A 25795-nucleotide genomic window follows, 5' to 3' on the forward strand; every position below is an offset into this window, starting at 1 on the left:
TGCTTGTTTAAGTACTTTTTTATTTATTGTGCTTACAAAACATACAAGGAGTAATAATGAAAAAATTCAATTTTAAAACTTTAGTGTGACCAAAATATGTGCTTTCGGCCGGAATTTTAGCCGCAGGGGTCGCGACAGCACTTAGTGCTGTTTATTTACACGCAAGTAAGTCTGACGAAAAAACTGGTAAAACAAACCCAGTTGCGCCTGAAGCATTAATTAATCGATTTGTTTCAAATATTGAAACCGATGTTGTTGCGAAAATTGTTACTAAAGATCATCTTTCCGAAGTAGCTAGTTATGATTTCAAAAATGACAAAATTAATTACACAATTAATGGTGAAAACAAATCGGTTGACGTAGACACTTATCTTGCAGACTATTTTGAAGCAAATCGTGAATTGCCTTCGTTTCAAATTTCATATGGTACTTTTAACTTTTTCAATGATTATATTGAATCTATTTCAGCAGCTGAATTTTTCAAATTTACTCAATGATTTATGCAAAATGTTTCTTGAGGACCAGAAATTATTACTCTTAAAAGCTTTTCACTTGTACGTGGTGTAGAACACAATGGAAATGCAATTTTACTTGGACAACACGAAGAAAAGAATAAAGAAATTACTTCGATTTCATTTTTTGTTGACGCATTTTTTGGTTCGCTTCCAATTTATTCAACAAATGATGGTCCGAACAACCACAGAGATTCTCTCACTTACAAACTAAACAAAAACGAATTAACTGCAACACAATTGCAGGAATTTTTATCTAAAATTAATGACTATAACTCTTATGCTAATGTTGCTAAAGGTTTTACTGACGAACGAAATCTTGACTTAAGTTTTAGAACAATTGCTAACTACAAAGAATTAATTGGCACTAAAGTTTGAGCAGTTAAAGTGCAAGATTGAACAACTAAACTTGAAGATAAATTGATTAACACCGTTTCGCAAGCAATGGTTGAACAAATCAAACAGGATTTTGCTAACGATGGTTATGTTTATTTATTGTTAATTGATGGTGACACCGAAGACCAAGCAAGAGCAAACTTGCAATCGCAATTCGTAAAATATGTTGCCGATGACAAATATAATCTCTTTGATTTAATTGATATTAACACTGTTAAATTAGAAGAAAAAAGTATTTTTAGTGTTTCCACAACTTTTCTTTCAAGTATTACAAAACAAGGAATTGTGCGCGATTATCTAAAGATTTTCTTCCAAGATGGTTCTTCATTCCGTCTTTTTGATTTAATTTCAAACACATGGTATGAAACCACCACAGACGATAATGTGGCAAGAATTGTGCGTTATAACAGTAGTTCGCACGAATATCTAAAATTAGCTTTCGACAGCGCGCGTGATCGTTTTCGTGTTTTAACAACCACTTACAACCAAGCACTTGAAACTGTTGCCAACAAACTCAAAGTTAATGCTGAATTGTTAGCACAGTTAAATGAAAAATTTGCCATTTATCAAAACACAGAAGGCATTGATGATACAAAAGTTGATGAAAGTCAAGAGCCAGCCGAAAACGACTATTCAAAAACAGCAGAAAGAATTAGATTTTTAAGATTTGCCAAAGAAGCTTTATTCAGTACACATAAAGCTAAATTATTATTTTCAGCCTATCAATTAATTGAGGCATTTAAGGCAGAAACTTTTGTTCAAACTTACAACACACAAGAACAAGCATTACTTAACGAAAGTACTGAAAGACGTGATCTTGATGTTCGTAAAAGTGAATTTACCACCAAAATCAATGAAATTTATACAAAATATTGAAATGACTTAGCTCTACTTGTTGATGGTCAAATTGATGGCAAAGTAGTTGAACGCCAAAACTTAACTAATCGTTTTATTTACAATGTTGATTTAGGCGACTTACCAAATTATTTAATTACACTAAATACATTAACTAAGAAAACCAATGAACATAGAATTAACTGAAGAGATTTTGCGAATCTCAATGGTTTTTTACGCAAAAAAGTCAGCGAAAATATAGTTAATGGCGTTGCTAAAGAAAATACAGCAACTAAATTTTTCTTTTATAACAACACCGATGAACAACCACTTGATTCACTAAAAGATAACACCACGTCAAGTGAAATTGATCAAGAAGTTTTAATCAATGAAATTCACGCGCTCGAAGCTCGTACCAATGCCATTCAAACTGAAATTACTAACTTAAATAGTTCTCTTTTTAAAGACGAAGTAAATGGAGAGAATTTATCAGCTTGAACTATTTTAAATTCTGTTTATGCTACTCAAGATGTAACCCCATTACCTTTCAATTTCAAATTGCCTGGTCACGAAAAATTTGATGGTTCAATTGAGTCTAATGGCGAACTAAAAGCATTTTTAGAGTTTTCATATCTAAGACCAGAAAATCAAACCAACTCATATTTAGAGTTATTTATTAATTACATTTTGGAAGGTAATCAAAATCCACCAGCCAATTCAAATGAAAACTTAGGTCTTAGAGGTATTTTGGCCAAAGCAAATGCAATTATAGATGCCAATGCTAAAAATATTTATGACGCTTTAGTTGATGTAGATCCTGCTACGCTTGTGCAACCTGGTCAAGACAAGGCCACTAGTGCAGCATACATTGCATATGTTTCGAACCTTTTGAACTTTTTCAAGCAAACAGGTTTTACTTGAGAGCAATATAGTAATTTAGTTGGTCTTTTTAATAATTTTGATGCTTTGAAAAAGAGATTAGCTAACCAACTAAGCACAAAAATTACTAAATTTAACGATTTACAAGTTGAATTAGCAGAAAAAACTATTGATTTACGTTTCAAACGTATTGTTTGAAACTTAGTTTCGAATGTCCTTAATTTGAATAATGAAGAATTTTTAAGCGCATACCGCACTTTAATCAATACTTACAACACAAAGAAAAACGCGTTAGTAAGTGAACAGAAAGCAAAATTAGATGCGCAAATCTTAAAAACTACAATTTCGAAAACAATTTTGTTGAATTCAATTGGACAACAATATCAAGCTAACTCTTTTGGTGTTTTTTATGACCACAAATTAAGTGATTATTATAAAAATTTTGTTAATGAAACATTGGAAACCGAAGCACAAATTAAAGCTTTCTTTGACAAAATTGCAATTTATGCTCAAAATGTTGATTTTGACCAAGCAAGAGACAAGTTTATTTTTTCACAAGATGAAAAAGTTAGTTTAGGTCGCACCACAATTTCATTACTAGACGAGTGAGCACACGACGCAAATCGGAAAAGTATTCTTACTTTACTTGCTGGTGGTGACAGGGAAGCAGCTAATCCAGCAAGCAAAAATAAAAAGAAAGCTGCTGATGTTAGTGCAGAATTTAAAAACATCTTTAAAGACAGTTCAGGAAACACAGTTATTGATGATGCTGTTGGTGGAGAAAACGCAACTTACTTAACATTTTTCAATACTTTTGAACAAATTTTTCTTAATAACTTTAGCGCAATGTTAAGAGCGTTAAAAGAGGCAAACTTTAAAACAAAGCTCGAAAAAGTTATTGCTCGTTTAAGTAAGAAATACGAATTTTTCAAAACTAAACATCCAGATCCAACTGCTTATACCGAAGATGAAATTCGGAAATCAAACTTATTTTTAAACACTATTCTTGCTTTCAATGAACTTTCTAAATACTTTAATACAGGTTAGTGGAAACTTTAGAAGCAGCTTACAATGAATATCAATTTTTAAAAGCTCAGGTTGCGCGTCAACAGAGTACTTCAGGTCTTTTCTCAATTATTTCGACACTTTATATTATTGGTAAAAAAGTTTCAGCAATTTTAAGCACACGTACAGTTACTGGTAATTCTGGTTTACCACTTACTGGTGTTTATTTGATTAAAGGCATTGGTACTTCCGCTCAAGATGACCAAGAATGAGCAGTAGCAGATTCTACTAACGAATACCTTTTCGACTTGCTTGCGCAAGTGGAAAAATTTGATGAAAACACACCGTTAACTGATGAAGCAATTGCAACTGCTACTACTGATTCGCCAATTATTAGGTTTGCTTTTAGTACCACTGAATTTATTAGATTAATTACTCAACCTGATTCATTTATTCAAGGTGATGTTTTCTCACCTTGAAAGAGCGCTTGAATGCCATTACCCGGCGAATCGTTCCGCCGTCTTGCAAGTAATGATTATTTTGAGTACTTCACCAAAACCATTGATCCTGTCTTTGGTAAAGATGGTAGTGAGTACCAAAATTTCAAAGCTGTTAATGATGTAATTGATATTTTGAATACAACTATCACAAACAATAATGTTCTATTTACAAATTTAGTTAACAATGAGGAAGCAAAAATCGCCTTCCAAAATTTTGTTAAATCTTTCAAAACAGCTCAAGAAGCACAAAAATTGATTGATCAAGCAAGTGCGAATATTGAGGCTTGATTACCTTTAGGTTTTATTGAAACTCGTCCAGCAATCAATGAATCAGGACTTGCGACAGAAATTTTTAATGCAACAGCGGCAATGGTAAATGAAACCAGAAGTAATCCGACTGTTAACAAAATTTTCGAATTCAAAACTCAGTATGATGCATTATTAACCGACCAAAAACATCTCGACGTGGAAAATGTCAAAATTGAAATCGACCAAAAATTAGATCTTTGAAAACAAGATATCGAATTTGTTAATCAACAATTATCAAATCTTAATAATTTACAAAAAAGCAAAACGTTTTTACAACAAATTTTGGTAAATTTTGAAAAAGTTAAAACAGCAAGTGATGAAGATGCTTTTCCTTATGGTGCAGTTGGAATTAAAACTTTTCTTAAATGATTTATTGATGGTTCCTCAAATGTACTAAAACAAAATAATTTTGATAAATTTAGACAAAGCGGACTTAAATATTTTGACCTTAAAGATAGTCAAGGAAATCACTTAATTAATTTAGGTGATACTTTTGACCAAACCAAAATCAATCAGTTTGCGCAAACTTTAATTACTCAATACAGTGATTTATTCGACTTGCCTAATGAAGACTCTTACGAACATTTTGCTTACTCTTATTTTGGTTTCGCCGATGCATATAATTTAAGTGATGCCGGAAAAACAAAAATCAGTGCAAAAATAGCTGAACTTGATGACAAAATAGCTAATATTTTTGCACCGTTAACTAATTTCTTTGCAAAGAAACAAGAAATCATTGATGCTTACAAAAATGCTGAATCAAAAATTGATCTTTACTTAACTGAACTCAAGCAAATTTATAATCAAACATTAGAATTATTACGCCAAGATCCAAACTTATCTGATATTGAAAATGCTAATATTTCAAACTTTTTAAGCGCTTTAAGCGATCAGTTAGTAAAAGTAGAAAATGCTACAAATAAGCTTGCAGATAATAAACAAAAATTATTAAATTGAGATCTCGACATCAATAGTTTGAAAACCAAATGAAATAATAAATTAAACGAATCAAACAATGATATAGGTACATACGTAAAATATATTGATACTTTAACTCAGTTATTTGGTGAACTTAGTTTACTTCAATTTAATGAAGATGGTGAACTAGATTTACGAATCACTAATCCCCTATCACTTTCATTTAACATTTCTAGAACACTTTTTGGTGTGATTGCGCCACTTGTATATCCGTTGTTCGCTACACAGGCTACTGATTCTTTTGCTAACGTAAATTTAATTATTAATCAAGCAAAAAAATTAAGCGAAATTATTCAAAACAGCAAAAACACAGCAGAAGTTGATAGCGCCAAGACAACTTTGCAAACTCTTTTCGATCAAAACAAAGAAACTTTATTTCAACATTTCTTCTTTAAATCAACTCTTGAAAACGACTTCTTTATCAATTCTTTAGCAAATGCTAATGATGCTTTACATTCAAGAGCTCTTATTTATCCAGATCTTGAGGGACCAACAAATAATGTTGTAAGTAATTTGGCTTCAACAGCATTAGGTTATTTACAAAAATTCGAAGATACTTTTAATAGTAATGAGTTAAGTAAACCAAGTCCTTGGTCAAAATATAAAGATGAGTTAGCTCAAACACCAGTTGAAATTCAAAAAACCATAGATGATATTTTTGGTTACACCACATCTTATGAAGATTTGTTGAATACAACTTTGGATACAAGATTAAATCGTGAAAGCAGCACTAAATCACTTTACCAAATTTTGCGTGACAAAATTATTGACGAAACAAAAGATGCCAAAATGTTGCGTAAAGAAGGCAATATTATCAATTTTGATAATCCAGATAAATTTTTCTTTGCTAAAAGTCCGCTTATTCTGATTAATAAACTACAAAATGCTGGTATTGCAACAGAAGATAATAAAGAAGAAATTCTTGCCAAAATTAAAGAAGTTAATGTCGTAAAATTTGCCAAAGAAGGCCAAAAATTAACTGTTTTCTTGCGCGAAATTTCAAAAGATGAAACGCTTAATTTTGTAAATCAAGGTTACACAGATGGCTATAAAATAGTTGAATTCGACGCAAACGTTAAAGCTGACATAGCACTAAAAATCGATGAATTCTTTAAAGAATTAGGTTACGAAAGAATTATTAATCCTTATGTAATTCAAGAAACTGGTTTTACTTTTAATCAAAAAGGAGAAAGAGAAAAACTTTATTCAGTTTACCTTGAGGCTTATCCAGGTTTACTCAATAAAATCAAGGAACAATTCCCTTATGCTGCTGAGTGACAAAATGGTCCGCACTTAGTAAAAACTTTAAACGCTGATGGTGTTTATCGTTATGAAATTCAAGAAGGTAGTTACTTAGGTTGAACTGCAAATTCGAGAATTGGACTTTGAAGTGTACTTAAGGTGTCTGATCCTTCATTCAAAGGTTTATCAGCTGACTTTTTAACTTTTGTTAGTGCGCACGAATATGGTCACCATATTACCTTAAATGGTGCACAAGATCTTGGCAACAAAGGAACTAAGCCACTTTTAGTAAGCGCACTGATGCCAGGTTCGCAACCTCAGCTTACTGCTTACAACAACGCAGACAATTTACGTTTATACCTACAAGCTAGAAGTAATCTTGATTTTGATAATAATATTTTGCTTGACTTTAACAAAGAAAATCAAGGGTATGATAGTGCGTATGGCGAATATCCAAAATGAAAATTACCAAGACGTAATGAAAATGGTGAACTTGAATTTGTTTACGAAGACCCACGTGATGTTTTTGGCACTGAAGATGGTGTTTATGATATTCAAGCAGCCTTTAGTAACAAAAAACGTCGGTTTGGTCAACATTATGATTCATTTCTTGCTGCTGTTGAAGCACGCAGACAAGAAAATAATTTAACCGGTGATGATGCTAAATATCTTCGCATTTCAGACTTGTGACTTTTGAACACTTTAGATCCTAATTCTGCTACTCTTAATCCATCGAAATTTAAAGGTTTAATTAAAATCTTGCAGAAAAAAGAGAATGGTGAGGAAGTTTTTGAAATTGCAAGTGTTGAAAACAAAAATCTCAACCTTACTGACAAAGCCGGTAACCCAATTACCTTTAGTTACACTCCAACCGGTGACTTAGTGCCAAATGTAGTCGAAGGAGAGTATGTTAATGGTGCAGACATAAAATTCCAAGATGTCTATGAAAACACAGGCTACATTAAACGCAAAAAATTTACAAAAGTTTTAATTAAAAATGCAGATGGTACGGATGCAGTAAAGTTACCACTTAACGTGGAACTAACCGATCTAAAAGATATTGAGTACTACAATAATTTGGTTAACCAACTTGTTGCTTCAATTCAGGCATTTGTGCCATCAGAAGTTAGCACTTATGGTTGAGACCGCAATCATAGTTCAGCTAAAGTTGATGTGACAAAGGAATTAAACATTTTGCAAGACTTTCCTTTTGGTGAATGAATTGATTTTCACTTTGACGATAAATTAGTGCCCGCACACTACGCAATGAGTTGAAAAGCTTACTTTAACTATGTGCTAAATCGTACGCGCACAGGTTTTCGTGATTACTTTAAAGCTTCATCAAATGAATGATCAACGCTTGCTGCTGCTAGCGGTGGCAGTTATAACATTGATGCTGATGGCAACATTGTCGACGACAAAGGTGAAATTAACGGACCAAAAAACCCATTATTTATGAACAACGCTCGTTCATATTGAGTTGCTAACAGTTACCAAGCAAGTTTTGATTCAACGAACTTGTCAAATGATTATTCAACTTTACAAAAACTTTTCAGTGCCTTTGCGTTAGCTTTAGACACTTCTAAAGGAGAAGGCCTTCGAATCGGTGCGGCACCAGCACTACCCGAAGAAGTAGTTGAGTCACTTGGCGACCCAGAACAAATTTTGATGTACCAAGATGGTTCACAAGCCTTAGCGTTGTGAAATTCAAAATTAGGTCGTACGCGTGACGAACACATCGTTATTACTAACACCTTAAACTCAAACAACTTATCGGAAAATGTGTTACAGCGTTTACACCAAGTTTTAACAAGAGCTGATTATGAGATCAATTATGCAATGACTGAAGAAGTCAGCAGTCCACGCATTTTGGGCTTAAAAAACGTAATTTCACCATTGCAATCAATAATGACGGCTTTTGGCGGCGTGTCAACTAAACCACAAGTCTTTTTCGCATTGGATAATGAAGGTAATAATTACAAATTAGACCTTAACAATCCTAGTTTGTTAGGTGGGGCTACCACAGCTAAAGTTAATTTAGCTGCACTCACTGAAAATTACGAACTAAGTCTTTTTGAAGCTTTTGGTGTCAATGGCAAGTATGGCGCTGAGTTAGAATTTAGTAAAACAGATGCGTTCTTAAGTTTTGTTAAAGTCGACTTAAGTAAAACAAAACTAAATGAAGAAAAACGCAGAATTGACTGGGATGTAGCGTATGTCAACACTAAGTGAAACAGAGACTTATTCTTCAAAGGAATTAAATTCTGAGTGGAAAGTGGTGACATTAGTCCTGAAAAACGCACACAAATGCAAGCGATTCTTGATGCACAAGATGAAACCGAACAAACACAATTGCTTGCTAACGAATTTATGTATCGTTTCCTTCGCAGTCCATTGGCTTTGGTACACACAGCTTATACAATGCAACAATTGCGTGAACCAGCATTTCAACATATACAGTGAATTTTTGATAAAAACTTCGGGTTAGATGATTACAAACTTGATTTTGACATTTTTGCAACTCAAAACAAGGAAACACCAATTACCTGGAGTGATGAGTTACTAGCTCATTACAAACAATTAATGCATTCCCTAAATTATGAAGGTGATGAACCTTACAACAAAGAATACTTAAAAGACTGAATTGATGGTTTGATTCCAAGAAACATTACCTTCTTAGATGTCTTAATTAACAATAGCAACAAAACTATTGTTGCACCAATGATTAGATGGAATTTCTGAAAATGAGAAAAAAATCACAGAAGTTTTGCAACACAGTTACCACTACTTTGATATGCGGAAGCTTACTTTTCACAATTAAGTGGTTTCGTCAGAGACAAACCAGATCCATTCATTGAAAGCTTGTATTACTCGAAAACATACCGTGAGTTCAATCAACTTTTTAGCGATTACGCTTGAAATTGAGCCGAAACCATTAACCGTGATAATTTACAAATTACTTATTCACCGGTGACTAAAAACTTTACTCATTTACCAACTGCAATTGGTACTGCTTCAGAAAGTTTGCTTGGCAGCACTTATGTAATTAATGGTGAAAAAGCAGCAGTGTGAAAAGAAAAATTTGTCGAGTTAGAACGTTCTTACACAACAAAAAATATTATGGATACTTTGATAAATTACACTAAAGCTTACGAAGACGAAAACAAAGTTTATAGTTACAACTACAGCAAATATACCGATACAGTGATGTTTTCGCAAGCAAGTGATTTTATGCCGGCAAGACTAAGTAGTAGTTATTTTGGTCAAATCAAAACCGATAATAATGCTTGGTATAAAGACCGTTGATATCGTGAAATTACAGACTTTTTACTTTATGATGATCAAGGGCAACCAGTCGAAGATCACACCATCAGAATTAAAGATTTAAAAGGCGAAAAAGTTACTAATCTTGTGACAGCTTACTGGCAATATTACTTGCAAGCTCAAGGAATTGGTCGTCGTAATTTAACTAAAATTTGAAGAAATCTGGACTTAGATGCTGTGGCAATGTTTGGTTATGTGCCAAATGATATGAAGGACAAAATTAAATATTTAGCCTTCAAAGATCTTAAAACTGGTGAAGTCAAAACGCTGCCAGTGACAACTGAAAACACTGATAATTTGTTCTATTACAAGACACAAAAAGCTAACAATGAGCTCGATTCTGCAGCACGCCACCGTTTAGCAGATGAAGAATATGCATATACAGATTTAAATGGTAAGCACAAAGGAACTGGTTTTACAGCCTGAGTTTCTAACTATGCGGTGATGAGTAATTACAAAGATAGATTACTTAATCCAGGTTCAACTTACTATCTATACTTTGCTTCTGATGCACAAGGAACTTTTGCCTATGAAGTGGATTTAGGTGATGTGGAGAGTGTGAGCGAAAATGGCAAAACATTTGACCAAGCGCCTGTCAAAGTTACCAAAGCTCAAGATAATCTTTATGGTGAAAACTATAATGGTAAAAGCATTTTAATTGTGCAAAAACAATTCAATGCAAGTTAATTCATTTTATTTAAAACTAATTTTACGAATCAAACTATAAGAAAGCGATATACGCTTAATTTAATACGTAAAGATGATAAAAATCCAAAAATTCATTTAAAACTATGATTTGACAGATAACTCTATAACATAGCTATATCTAAAAAATTAGTTTTAAAATCAGTATTTCTTGAAGTTAACTTTTTCTTTGAAACAAAAATTTAAAAAATCAAAAAATTGAAAAAAATTTCTTAGTTTGTGCATAAACACAAAACATATAGGCATTTATATATATAATTTAAGCATTCTAATATATATTAGAATTTGTAATTAAACGATATATATTTTTCAGTCTGGCAGCAATTTTGTTTTAAAGGTTATAGCGATTTATTTGCGAATTTGAAATTTAAAAAGTACTGCTTGAAGCACTTTTTTATTTCTAAGAATTTTGCCAGAATTCGATTTAGAAAAGTGTTGATTGTTAAATCCAAGAAACTAAATAGGGGAAAGCTACTATGAGTAAACTAAAATTTAATTTCAAAACCCTAGTTTGACCAAAGTATGTCATATCCGCAGGGTTGTTAATAGCTGGAGTAGGAACGACGATAGGTGGAGTTTTTGCTTCAGCTTCAAAATCAGATCAAAAGTTAGGAAAGGTTAATCCAGTTCAAGGAGATGCTTTAATTAATCGCTTTGTTTCAGATATTGAAAAAGATGTGACAACAAAATTTATGAGTGGTGACCACTTACGAGAAGTTGCTCTTTACGATACAAAAGAAGACAAAGTTATTTACACAATCAATGGTCAAGAAACAAGTGCTGATGTAGATCAGTTTCTTCTTGATTATTTTGAAACAAACCGCGAATTACCTTCTCTCAATATTGCATACGGAACTTTTAATTTCTTCAATGATTATGTTGAAGCTGTTTCACCATCTGAATTTTTCAAATTTACTCAATGGTTTATGAAAAATGTTTCTTGAGGTCCAGAAATTATTACACTGAAAAATTTCTCAATTGTACGTGGAGTTGACCAAAACGGTTCTAGCATAATCCTTGGTTCACACAAAGATACTAACAAAGAGACAACAGTAATCAAATTTTATCCTGATGCCTTTTTTGGTTCTTTACCAATTTATTCAACTACTGCAGGAAAAAACAATGCCGTAGATTCTTTAACTTCACTTGTAAATGCACAATATTTAACTTCTGAAGAACTCACCCACTTACTTCAAAACGCTAAAGAAATCAATAGTGCACAAAACATAAATCAAAGTAATAGATTTAGAACTTTAAACGATTACACTGAACTAGTTGGTGCAAAAGTTTATGCTGTTCGTTTACAAAATTGAACAGATGAATTTGAAAAACAAGCATTCAATGACATCACTAAAGCTGAATTAAACCTCATTAAGCAAGATTTTGAAAATGATGGTTTTACATATGCCTTACTTACGCATGGACAAGATGAACAAGAAGCTCGCAAAAATTTAGCTGCTGAGTTGAAAAAATATGCAGAAATTAGTGGTAATTTTAATTTCTTCAAACAAATTGATCCACAAACTGTGCAATTAGATGAAAAAACTATTATTTCAGTTGAATTACCAACATTTGCAAATCTTGAAACGGATGAGTTTGAACAAAAATACCTTAAAGTTTGATTCCAAGATGGAACAACATTTAATTTGTTTGATTTAATTTCAAGCACCAAAGTTAAGACAACAGTAGGGTCTCGTAAGGTTTATGTTGCGAAAGATTTTGCTTCATTTGAAAAAATTAATTCTGCATGAGAATTTGCTGACCAACGTTATAAAACCTTAAAAACATCATTTGACACTGCTGAGCAATTAGTTCAAACTAAATTTGGTATTCCGAGTGAAAAATTAGATGAATTAACAGCACAGTTTAAGAAATTTTTAGAAGCTGAAGGTGAAGACGATCCAAACGCTGATGACACAATGGTTGTCGCAGAAAACAACCATTCAAAATTAGCGGAAAAAATTCGTTTTCTTAACTTGGCTGAAAAAATTTTCTTCAATTTCAGTAAAGCGCGTTCACTCTTTAAACTTATGCAATTAAGAGTTGAATTTGCTGAAACAGATTTTGTAAAAACATACGAAACTAAATTCGCAGAATATGCTGCTGAAAGTTTCGAGGATACAGCTAAATTTCAAGAAAAGGTAAATTTTGTTCTTGAAAGCAACAAATTTTACACTACTTGATATAACAAACTTTTTGCAGTGCTCGATCCGTTCGTGAATAACAAACGATTTGTTAGTGTTGACCAGAACAATCACTTTATCTATGCTGTGGACTTAGGTGATTTACCTAACTATCTAATTTCTTTAGATACTTTACGAGAACTTAGCAAACAAAACGCTTTAAACTGAAGAGATTATGCAAATCTCAATGGTTTTTTACGCAAAAAAAGTTCTACTTCGTTATTTGGCGCTAAAAATACCACAGCTGCATTCTATTTCTATAATAATGCTCAAGACCAACCACTGGATTCGTTGAAAAAAAGCGAACAAACTGATGTACTTAAAGTTGAAGAATCGAAAACAAAACTCAGTGAACTTACAGCAGAAATTGCTCAACTTCAAACTCAAATCAATCAATTTAATGATGATCTCACTGCTTTAACCTCAACAACATCAGCTTACAATTTATTAAAAGATTACTTGACTAACGGTACTTCAACAGCTGTTGCGCTCCCAGAAGGTTACAAATTACCTGGTGAAGAGTCCTTTGAAGCACAAGCGAGCGAACAAATTCTAGATTTTCTGCAAAATTCATTCTTAACCAATGGTTCTGAATCATTTTTAGCAGCTTATGTTAATTTAGCACTTAATGGAAATCAAAAAGCTCCAGACAATTCAGTCGCACGTAAAGGTATTGAAACTCTTTACAATGAAGTTCAAACTAAAATGACCACAACTTCAGCAAGTGATCTTTACAGTCAAATTAAAAATGCAAGCAAGAATGAACTTACAACAAAAATTGATGTGGCCAAAGTTGAACTTTGAAAAGCACAGTTTTTAGAAAGATCTTCTTACACTTATGATGCAGTCTTTAATTTAGAAACATTGAGAGAAAACTTGCGAAGTATCAAAACGCGTTTAGTTAATTCATTGCCAACTGTTGAAGACTATAAAAACTTAAGAATTCAACTTGAAACTAAAAAACTTGAGCAAACTTTCACTGATTCACTTATTAAATTAGCAAATGTTATTGGTGATGCAACCGGTGAAGAAGTTGTGACTAAATACAACAGTTTGCGCGCTGCGTTTGAAAGCAAAAAAACTCAATTTGCAGCTCAAGTGACTGCTAAAATTGAAGCAGAAATCAATTCTTTAAGTGCACAAAAAGCTGCTGCTTTCTTACAAATTCAATATGTACAACCAACTAGTGAATTTGGTGTCTTTTTCGCGCCGAACGCACAATTAGCTTACACAAAGTTTGCTAATCATAATGTTGCTAGTACTGCCGAGGCAACAGAGTTACTTACAAAATCTATCACTTACCAACAAAATGCTGTAGTTGAATCTGCTTTTGCAAATCTTAAGACTGCCGGCAATAGAAATGTTACTGGTATTGATGGGGGTGCAATTGCTTCGTATGCCACAATCATCAACCAATGAATTGAAAATGCAAATAATAAAAACTTTACTTCAATTTTCGCTGGTAAAAAAGATGGTTCAGGCACAAGTGCAAATCTAAGCGAAGAGTTGAAAAATGTTTTTGCTGATAGTTCAAACAAATTGTTTGAGCAAGTGAATGAACAAACTACATATAAAGATTTCATTCTTAAGTATGAAACTATTTTTCTTAATAATTTGCAAGCTATTATCACGAATTTACAAGATCCTTCAACACTCACCAAGTTAGTAACTATGAACCAACAAGTAAGCAAAAAATTTGCTTACTGAGTTGCAACTAACCCAAACCTTGACAGTGAGCCAGAAAATTCAGAAAAATTGGTTGCATACAGATATTTCCTTAATACATTCAAGGTTTACAACACTTTAATGGAAGAGCTTAAAAGTGGCGCCTTATTAAACTTATTCCAAAGTGCTTTGGCTAACTATAAATTTGTACAAACTCAACTTACAGCACAAAATTCTGTGAATGGCTTCTTCTCTAGATTTGTTGCTCTTTACAGTATTGGTAGTCAAGTTTTAAGTTTCTTACAAAAAGATTATGCACTCACCTTGGATAATAAAGACTACTGACAAGTTGGTCAAGTTGCTGCCAACCAAACAAGTGACACACCATGAAGTGTTACAGAAGCTACAACTCACAAACCTGCGTTATTATTAAACATTCTTACTGATATTTTCAACTTTGATTCAAGTTCAAAACAAAGTCCTGCTGATAGTGAATATAAAACTGCAACTACAACTTCAGCAGCAGTTCGTTTAGCACATAGCGCTGAGTTGTTTGCTAAAGTGGTTACAGATCCAGATACTTTTGTCACAGGCAATGATCCAAAATGAGAAAACCGCCTCATTCCATTTTCTGAGTCACAACTTATTGATTTTGTGCTTCCAGCATTTTTGGATACTTTAGACGGTCTTGCTAATGCTTATACTAAATTCAGTCCTTTTGTTGCTTATCATTCTGCAGCTGATACGAAAACAAGTTTAGAGACTTTAGTGGCACAAAATAATGCAAAAGTAACACAACTTTATGCTAATGATGCTGCGAAAACTGATTTTGTACAATATCTTGCACAACTTAACAAAATTACCACAAGCCAAGCAACTATTGACACAATTGATGCTAAATTGCAAACATGGCTTCCAACCGAATTACCAGAAACTGCGCAACAAAACCCAGAGTCTGAAAGCCTTTATAATGCTTTCTACGCAGTTATTCAAGCCGTACAAACAGACTATCAAACTAATGGTTCTTCTGGTGAAACTTTCAAAGAAATTTTCAACTTACAAGCAGAATTTGAAGCACTCAAAAACCAAGACTTTGCGCGTGAATTCGAATCGTTAACTACGCAAGTAAGTGATAAATTCACGGAAATGTCACGTCAAACTCCAGCAATTCAAAATTATTTATTAAACTACGACAACCTAATGAGAACTAAATTGTTCTTAACGGAATACAAAAAAGTTTTAACTGGTAATGACAACACAAAAATTGAATCGTTCAAAAAAATATTTAATACTTACTTTAGTGAACAATTTAACTTGTTTGCACAAACAAAACAAGCTCAATTAGATGCTGTTGGTTTCAATGACTTTAAACACTATGGTCCTGATGGTAACCCAATTTTTGACTTGGGTGATACTTTTAGTCAAACCAAAATTGCTGAATTTGGTAATGCAGAAGCAACTAAACTTAAACAATTACTCAATCTTGAAGGTAATCAAGCGCAAAGTTTAATTGACGCTAAACTAGCAGAAATTGAAACCAAATTGACTAACTTCTTTACTGATTTAACCCCATTCTTTGCTCAAAAGGATGAAATTATTAACTTAGTTAAACAAAAAGAAGCAGCAATTGAAACTTATTCTAATGCTTTGAATGATTTATACAAAAAAGCTTCAGAGTTAATTTTTAATAGTTCTGTTTTTAGCGGTTCAATTAACCAAGAAGCTTCACTCTTCTTAACTTTAGTATTAGGACAACTTACCGAAATTAAAAACACTAAATTAACCCTCAATTCGCTTAAACAAGAAATTGCTGAATTTACAGTTAGTGTTGAAAAAATTAAAACTGAATTCCAAGCTAAACTTAACGAAGAAGGCTTCAACACAGAGGTATACACAAATTACTTGCAAAATGCTTTTGATGCGATTTATCTTGCAACTAAACCGGAAAACGCAAGCAAGTTTACGCGTTTAGATTACACACTTTATGTGTGAGCTGGTGCCTTGGTGAGTGGTTTGATTCAAGCAGACTTTGCTGCTGCCAATGTGGCAACTGCAAATTCAGTAGAAGAAGCGGCTGAAATTGCGGAAAAACTAAAAACAAACTTAAGTTCCCAAGAACGCACAACACTAAACAATCGTTTGACAGAACTTTACAACCAAGATAAAGACAAATTACTTAAATACTACTTCTACAATGCTTTAATTAGTAATCAAAGTTTCGTGACTGCCAATCCAGCAGTGAATAATTCTACTTTTGGAACAAGCTATTGATACGTAGCTAACAATAAATTGCTTGACGAAAACTTTGAGTACGATCTCAAAGCTAAAGCTGCCATTTTCGATGACACAGGTATTGGCGCATGATCAGATGTGTTTTTCACTGTTCTGCCTTCTAAATTGGTAACTTATATTACTGAGGTGGCAAACACCTACGGACAATTGCAAACAAAAGTACAAAAATTGTTTGGTGCGGTCAAAAATTATCAAAACTTATTTACCTTATTATTAAATACTAACCTTACTGGTTTTGAAATCTTTACTCGTCCTTTCTCAGCAGTGTTGCGGAACAAAGCTATTTTGGAACAAAAAGAAGACAATTTGAACAAACGTGCCGGTCAAACTCTTAACTTTACTGCTGGCAACCAGTGATACTATGGTACGAACCAAGTAACTTTACTTGCTAAACTTAAAGAAGCAGGTGTCTTAACTGCTACTAACGAAGACGAAGTTAAAGCCAAAATTAAGCATGTTAACCTTGATAAATTTGCTAAAAACGGTACTAACTTAGAACTCATCTTACGTGAAGTTGAACCTAAGACTGAAGAAGCTTACGTTGAACCAGGTTATACTGATGGTTACAAAGTTATTAGTGTTGATGCTAACGCCAAAATGGAAGTTGTTGCCAAAGTCGCTGATTTGCTTCGCGAATTAGGTTATAACAAAGTCTTTTCACCTTACGTGGTCAACGAAAGTAGTTTTAGAATCAATGAACAAGGTGAAAAAGAAAAATTGTTTGAAATTTTTTCAGAAGATTACTTGCTTTTACTTGATACTGTCCGTGAAAAATTCCCTTACGCAGCTGAGTGACAAACTGGCGCGCACCTTGAACGTAGTATTGATGCTAATGGTGAAATGACTTATGAAGTTAAAGATGGTGCGTACTTAGGCTGAAACATGAATTCACGTGTTGGGTTATGAAGTGTACTCAAAGCCACTGATCCTAACTTTAAATCATTAGCTTGAGATTTCTTAGCTTTTGTTGGCGCTCACGAATATGGTCACCACATTACGCTTAATGGAGCTAGTGACTTAGGAGACAAAGGTAGCAAACCAATTTTAGTTAGTGCACTTCAACCTGGCTACCCACCAAATATCAACTCATACCAAAATGCAGAGATGTTGAAGTTGTATTTACAAGCACGGAGCAACATTAACGTTGATAATAGTCCTTTACTTGAATTTAACGAAAAAGGTGAAAGAGTTAATGAAGCTGGTGAATACCCTCGTTGACAATTACCTACTTTCAACAGCGAAACTGGCGAAATTGAATACAAAACTGAAGATGCTACTGACGTTTTTGGTACACCAGATGGTGTGACCGATGTCCGTCTTGCCTTCAATAACGACAAACGTCGTTTTGGTCAAAATTTCGAAAGCTTTGCCGCTGCTCTCAAAGCGCGTCAAGAAGCATATGGTTTAACCACTGATGAACTCAAAAAACACTTGCGGATTTCAGACTTATGGTTACTCAACGCTCTTGACCCTTATTCAGGTACACTCAACCCAAGTAAATTTGATGGAGTTCTAAAAGTCTTAACTCCAACTACAGATGGTAAGGAAGTTTACCTACCTGCCTTGCCAGAAAACAACAACTTGAACCTTAAAGATCGTGCTGGTAATTTGATTGAATTTGTTAAAGATGACAAATCAGGTAAACGATTACCAAAAGTTGTTGAAGCTAGTGATCCTTACATTCCAGCTGGTAGCAGAGTGGCAGCTACAGATCCAGAGACTGGTTGAACCAAAATGACTAAATTTACCAAAGTTATTTTGAAAAATGAGTTTGGCGAAGACGCCTTACAACTACCATTGAATGTAGTCTTAACTGATCCAGCAGAAATCGAATACTACAATAATATAGTTATCAAGGCAATTAAGGCTATCCAAGCATTCTACCCAAGCTCACCGCAAATAGGCGGCTGAGATCGTGATCATTCAAATGCTAAAATTGATAACAAAGTTGAATTAGACTTCACTCAAAACTGACCAATTAATGGTATTTTTAACCAAGCACTCACAAAACAAATTTCCGCAGCTTCATACGCGTTAGCGGCTAAATCTTACTTTGATTTAGTTGTCAAAAGACAACCACAAGATGCTGCTGATTTAAGTGCTATTAGTAAATTGAAATGATACACATTAAGACCTAATGGAAGATCTGATTATTCATATTATTCATACTACGATTTAGACGAAAATAATAAAGTTATTCCACTTGCTAATGTTTCTAATTATTTAAAGACCAAGGCTGTTGATCTGCCAAACCAAAATGGGTACACTAAATTCTTAGATGATGCCGCGGTACAAAACTTAACTTTTGCTCAGTTCTTGGAACGAATAGCTAAAAACATTGAATTTTATGCTGACGATTTTGATGCCACGACGCCTATTTCAAGTAAGCCAGAAATCTGAAATCTTGGTGCCAACACCACTGTCTTTACTAATCTTTATCGATTAAGCAGTTTCTACCCAGAAGGTAGATGAAACTATCAAAACGGAACAGCTGCTTTTGCAACTTGACTAGATGGTCAGTATGTTATTACTAATGCCGGCAATGCTCGTAACATTTTTGAGGGAGCTTACCTTGCGAATCTTGCAGCACTTGAAAAAACTTTTAATTTTAAAGTGCCACCAGTTTACAAAATTGCAACATATTTAAGTGATGACATTTTGAGTAAAAAACATTTGACTTCACCATTGCAAAGTTTATTTGCTGCTTTTGGCCAAAATGAGAGTGCGCAACCAGCAATCTTTAGATTAATTACAGCTGACAACAAAGTAGCTCCACTTAACGCAGAAGGCTTTAAACAAGCAGCCAAAATTAAAATTGATACAGCTAACTTGAATTTAGATAAGCACAATGAAATGTTCCAAGCTTTTGGTTCAAACCAAACTTTTGGTGCTCAAACTGAATTTACTGATGTGGCTACATTCTTAAAATTTGTCAAAATTGATCTCACCAAAGCCAAACTTAACACAACTAAACACAGAGTTGACTGAGACATTGCTTATGTAGCAACTAAGTACAGTCAAACACGTTTTGAAGATGGTTTACGGAACTGATTAGACACTGCAAAACTAACTAAAGACGAAAAAGCTGGTTTTGAAGCAATGCTTAAAGAAGCAAACGCAACAGAAAAAGCACAATTACTTGCAAATGAATTTATGAAACGTTTCATTGCGAGTCCATTGGCTTTAGTCCACACTCATTACACACTGGCACAATTACTTGCTGATCCAAGTAAATACTGAATCTTTGATGCCAACGTGGGACTTGATTACCTTAAACTAGCTGACTTTGATGTATTTGCAACTAATAACGAAAGCGTCTTGCGTGACCAATTCAACATTATTCTTGAACAATACAAAACGAAAATGAGTGAATACACTTGAAATCAAGAGTTTAATCCACAACGTGATTTAACTATGCATCAACTTAGTTTCTTGGATGTAATGCTCACACGGAGCAAAATCACTATTGCACCACCAAACCAACTTACGGCACTCAAACCATTATTTGAAGCTAACAACCAATCAGAAATTGTGTGGGTACTCCAAGGAATCCTAGAACAATTTGGTGGCAAAATCAAAGACAAGCCAGATGCCTTTATTGAAAGTCTTTACTACTCAAAAACTTATCGTGACTTCAACCAACTTTTCAGTGACTATACTTGAAGTTGAGCAGAAACTATCAACCGTGATAACTTGCAAATCACTTACGCACCTGTAGCTAAAAACTTCCAAAACTTACCAACTGCTCTTGGTGGCGCATCGGAGTCTTCACTTGGTGTTACCTATGTAATTAATGGCGAAAAAGCACAAACTTGAAACGACCGGAAAGTGCTTTACTCAAGCAGTGCAGCAGCACAAGCCTCAGTCAAAGGCGCCTTGCAAGACTTCTACAAAACCTTAGCAACCGAGCGTCAAGCTTACAACTACAACTATAACCAAATCAAAACCCCTTACAAATTTGTTACTGACGAAGACTTTTCACCTCAAATATCAAAAGAATCATCATACTTTGGCAAAATCTTAACCGACAATAACGGTTGATACTTAGACCGTTGGTACCGTGAAATTACTGACTTCTTACTTTACGACGACAACGGTAATCCAGTTGAAGATGACACTATTAGAATTAAGAACTTGGAGGGGGGGCAGTGACTAACCGTGTGGACGCCTACTGACAGTTCTATATTCAAAACCAAGGTGTAGGTAAACGAAACTTAACTAAACTTTGACGTAACAATGATTTAGACGCAGTGGCAATGTTTGGTTATGTGCCAACAACTATGAAAGAAAAGATCAAATACCTTGCTTTCAAAAATATTAAAACTGGTGAAATTAAAACCTTAAAAGTTACAACCGATGGTACAGATAACTTGTTCTACTACAAACAACAACGGCGTGATGCCGAACGTGATTCAAGCTTACGTCACACCTTAGCTGACGAACCTTACAAGTACACAGACCTCAACGGTAAACACGAAGGTATTGGTTTTACGGCTTGAGTTTCAGATTATGCGGTAATGAATGAGTACCGGGACAGATTATTAACACCTGGCGAACAATACTATATGTACTTTGCTTCGGATGCAAAGGGAACCTTTGCTTACGAAGTTGATTTAGGTAATGTTGAGAGTGTGAGTGAAAACGGAAAAACTTATGACCAAGCCCCAACGAAAGTAACTAAAGCAGACGAGAGTTATGATGAAGCATTGCAAGGCAAAGCAATTTTGATTGTACAAAACCAATTTAATGGCAGTTTTTAAAGGAGAATGACATGAACAAACAGAAATTAAATAAATTTTTACTCGGTCTTAGTAGTGCTGTTTTACCTTTAGCTTTCATTTCAGCAAGTTGCAACACCAACCAAGAAACAAAGTGAAATAAGCTAACTAAAGACTATGACTTTGGTTTAGTACACGAACCAATTAACTCACTTAACTACTTACGTTACAATGCGGCTAACCGTTTACTTGGTTCGCTCACCGAATCAATTTTCCGTTCTAATACCAACCCGGAAGTGCAAAATGTGTTCACCTTACCAGATACTCTCATTATGGCGTACCAATCGAAAGGCAACACAATTGAAGACTATTTAGCAAGTAATAGTTATGAACCTAAAAAGGCTTCTGGTGTCTTCTTTGACTTGTCAAAACTAGTGTTACCTGGTTCACTTACTATTGATTCAAGCAATGACCAAGTTTCCCTTATTACCACGCCAAGTAATAATGTACTTTCGTCAACAATCAACCTCAACCGCGGCGCAAGTAAGTGAAGCAACGGTGACCCGATTGAAGCTGCTGATTACATTGATTACATTCACTACATTTTGGATATCAATACCGGTTCGCAGCACATTATCAGAATGTCACGGAGCAAAATTAATGAAGTTAACACTGTGCTCAAGACTCAGTCAGATTACATTAATAAATACAAAAAAACTTACCAAAATCCTTTTGGTTACCCACCAGTGATCGAAGTTAATGGTAAGTTAGTTTATGATGTGTTTAATCCAAAATGAAAACCTTGAGCTTCACAAACTGCTGGTGACGAGAAAGATGTTGAAGCAATTAAAAACGCAGTCTTAAGCTTAGGTGCTTACTCAAACCGTCTTTACTGAAACTACAGCAACGAAGAAATTCTCCAAGCCATTGAATTTTCACCTGAGTTTGATCCCGATGCCGAAATTACGGTGGTGATGTTACCAAACCCAGAATATTCAACCGAAAAACACACCAAGGAAGAATTACAAAATATTCCCCAACGGCTTGCTACCAAAATTCGTAAGTATCACTTTACCGACCCTCGTCAAAAACTTGACCGGAACAAACTACTTTTTGCACTCAATCAAGCTAGTGAACTCAAGAAGAAACTTACTACTAGTTATGATGAAAATGCAACCGACTTAAATGCTTACAATTTAGAAGTTTCAAAACTTTACGGCCAACGTGATACCACTGTGCCAGCTAATTACAAGCCAATTGACTGAGTACAAAATCGTGTCTTTGCGCTTGATGAATATTCATTAAGACTTGAATTCAATCCGAATGAACCACAAAGTTTAAGTCCATGAGTTCAATTCTTGTTAGACCAATTATTCCCAGTGAACCGTAAATTTGTCGAAAAAGTAACCACTGTAGCTAAGTTTGGTTTGAGCGAGAAAGAATTCTTAACTTCTGGTCCATTCCGAATTTCATCGTTAGTGTTGGGTGGTCAAGGTCACATTGAATTAGAAAAAGATTCATCTTACTATTCAGCCGACTTTACCTTGTCGAACAAAATTAAAATTTACTTTAGTTCTGATCCAAACACCAACTCAGCTTTATTCGATGATGGTTTAATTTCAGAAACTAAAGTACCTTCGATTCAACAGCTTAACTACTGAGCACAAAGTGATTATCGTCAGTTCATGGTTAAAGGTGCTGGTTACGGTACAATCGCGTTAGCTTTCAACCTTGATAAAGAAACTAACGGCAATTCACCATTACAAGATCGTTACTTAAGAAATGCAATTTACTATGCGCTTAATCGTGAAGAAATGTTAGAAATTGCCGGTTGAAACTCATCGTTCCCTGTTATTACTTGAACACAATTCGGTTCGAGTGCCTCTTCGTTAGGGGAATCGCTTGAAAGTGCCTTTGTGAACGATTGAACTAATGTTGAATTTGCGCCTGAAAATGTTGATCGTTCGATTCCATTACAAAATTACACGCACGTTGACCACTTAGCAAAATCTTATCGTTTTGAACAATTGCCACGGCGTGACCTTGCGTACCGGAAAGAAATTGCTCAAGCTTACCTTGACCAATACAAGAAACGTCATCCAGATGTAAAACAAGTTACCTTAACTTACATTACTAACTCAACCGACGAACAAACCAGAGTTGGTGATGCCCTAGTTGACCAATTGAAGCGTTCATTTAAAGAAGAAGATGCTAATTTCTTCCAAATTGACATTAAACCAATGCCAATTACCGTGTATGAAGATGCCAAAACTAGTGGTAAATTTGACTTGTTATATGGCAACTTTGATATCTTTGGTAGCGACCCATATGCCTATGTTATAGCTTTCTTCACACCAGATGGTATTCAAAAGAGTCAATCGAAAAATTCAGGATTTAGAAACAACCCAGCAGGTAGTTGAACTTATAAACAATACTTTGATGAAATGGGTTACTCACTTAATAAAGAAAATAAAGTTGTCAATGCAGATGTCGCAAAAGACAAAGCCTTACAAGAACGTTTAAACGTGAAAAACGAACTAATTTGAAAAAAAGCACTTGAATTAGCTTACCAATTACCTAAGGAAACAGATCTTCAGTACACAAACAGATTAACGGCCTTTTTCTCAAACCAATTCACTAATGAAGAAAAAGCTTTGTTATTCACTGAAAAAGAAGTCTTTGCAGTTATTGCAGTTTTCGAAAAAGTTGTTAGAGATTCAGCAGTAGTAGTTCCACTAATGGAAGTTGATACTTACTGGAAAATATCGAGAGTTGGTGGTGTAACAGGTGGTAACACTTACTCGTTACAATTTGCTTATGATGTAACCAACCCACCACAAAATAGATTGCCAAGAAAAATTGGCGGCACAGAATAGGAGTAGATGATGAAAAAAGATAAAAATCTTAAGACTCAGAATGAACAGTTAGATCATGCTGAATCACAAGCAGCATCTACTTCAGCGCTGCTAACAAAAAAACAAACTGAACTCAAAGAATTACAAGATGAAGTAATACTTTTTGAAAAAATTTTAAGTAATGATCCTGAATTAGATTCTTGGTTAACTACACCAAAAGAAAAAGCTAAGGCGGAGAGAAACTTACCAAAAGTACAACAAAAAATTAAAAAGTTAGAACAAGAAGTTGCAGAACTTGCAGCTACTGTGCAAGAAAGTCAACCTGCCGAAACAAGTGAAGAAGAAGCAGAAACAGCAGAAGAAACAGTTTCTACAAGCACAGAAGCAAAAGCTTCTCCAGTACAAAACGAAGTTGAACAAACAACTGCTCCAGCAACCACAGAAGCTGTCGTTGGAACACCAGTTAGTGAAAATGAAGTGGTTGTTGAAGAAACCCCAGTAGTAGAAGAAGATCCAATCATTCAAACAATTGAAGAAGAATTGGCAAATACTGCTGTAATAAAGGAACCAACACCAACTGAAGTTGCTTTAGCTGACTCAAAGTTAGAAGAAAAAATTCAAAGACTTCAAACTCAATTAAACGAATATACTGCGTTTATTAATGGTGATGAAACCAACAATGGTCAATTAAAATCTAAGCTGCAACAAAAGAAAGCAGCGCAAAAAATTCAAAGACTGCAAACAGAACTTAGTGAAGCAAAACTTGAATTTAATAAACAGTTAGCTAAAATCGCTGAAGAAAAAGCTAAAGAAGAAGCGTTAACCGAAGAACTTAGAAAGAAACAACTTGCTCAACTTGTTGAAGAATCTGCAAACAAAGCTATTAATGATGTGGCGCAACAACGGTACCCACAAGATCGTTACATTAAAGCCTCTTCACAAAATATTGTGAAAATTACTGCAATCAACAAAGAACTTGAAGAATATAAAGCTTTCATTAGTGGCGACCCAACTAACGGTGGTAAATTAACTAAACTTAAAGACCAACGTACGTTGCAAAAGAGAATTGAGTTATTGCAACTCAAAAAGTACAAACTCGAAACTCCATACTACAAAAATGCTGTTGAAGATCTTTGAAAGAAAGACCCAACTGCTTTCGAATTTGTTAATCCACTATTATCAAAAACTTTCACTATTCCACGTGGTGCTATTTATGGCGAATCAATTTTGCCAGGACCAAACGAACAAGAAACTTATAAAGTTAAGTATTATGAATATACCCCTATAGTAAAGGTACCAACGAAAAATCGTGAAGTTTATTCAGCACACCAAAAACAAAGGTTAGATCGTCTTAAAAAACAATTAAGTTTATACGATGATTTTTTAAACGGTGATGAA

At 34.3% G+C, this 25795-nt stretch carries 5 protein-coding genes; all 5 read left to right on the top strand.

Translation table 4 applies throughout. The annotated features are described in order from the left end of the window. Positions 1 to 56 precede the first annotated feature (56 nt). The 5 genes from EXC55_RS02105 to EXC55_RS02125 all read left to right on the top strand — a co-directional run bounded on the left by EXC55_RS02105 (position 57) and on the right by EXC55_RS02125 (position 24418). Positions 57 to 3668 carry a PDxFFG protein gene (locus EXC55_RS02105; RefSeq protein WP_129623036.1) on the top strand — a complete coding sequence of 1204 codons (3612 nt, stop codon included), beginning with the start codon at positions 57 to 59 and terminating at the stop codon, positions 3666 to 3668. Continuing rightward, on the top strand, positions 3668 to 10666 hold the full coding sequence (locus EXC55_RS02110; RefSeq protein ID WP_129623037.1) for a hypothetical protein: 6999 nt from the start codon (positions 3668 to 3670) through the stop codon (positions 10664 to 10666). Before EXC55_RS02105 ends, EXC55_RS02110 begins: the two co-directional genes overlap by 1 nt. 494 nt (positions 10667 to 11160) lie before the next feature. Next, complete coding sequence (locus EXC55_RS02115) at positions 11161 to 21027, top strand: PDxFFG protein (RefSeq protein ID WP_129623038.1); 9867 nt, start codon at positions 11161 to 11163, stop codon at positions 21025 to 21027. Further along, positions 20973 to 21584 carry a hypothetical protein gene (locus EXC55_RS02120; RefSeq protein ID WP_129623039.1) on the top strand — a complete coding sequence of 204 codons (612 nt, stop codon included), beginning with the start codon at positions 20973 to 20975 and terminating at the stop codon, positions 21582 to 21584. The genes EXC55_RS02115 and EXC55_RS02120 overlap by 55 nt, the downstream gene beginning before the upstream one ends. 11 nt (positions 21585 to 21595) lie before the next feature. After that, positions 21596 to 24418: an ABC transporter substrate-binding protein gene (locus tag EXC55_RS02125; protein ID WP_129623040.1), complete on the top strand. Its 2823-nt coding sequence runs from the start codon at positions 21596 to 21598 to the stop codon at positions 24416 to 24418. The last annotated feature ends 1377 nt before the right edge of the window (positions 24419 to 25795 follow it).

The organism is Mycoplasmopsis columbinasalis, assembly GCF_900660705.1.
Classification (GTDB): Bacteria; Bacillota_I; Bacilli_A; order Mycoplasmatales; family Metamycoplasmataceae; genus Mycoplasmopsis; species Mycoplasmopsis columbinasalis.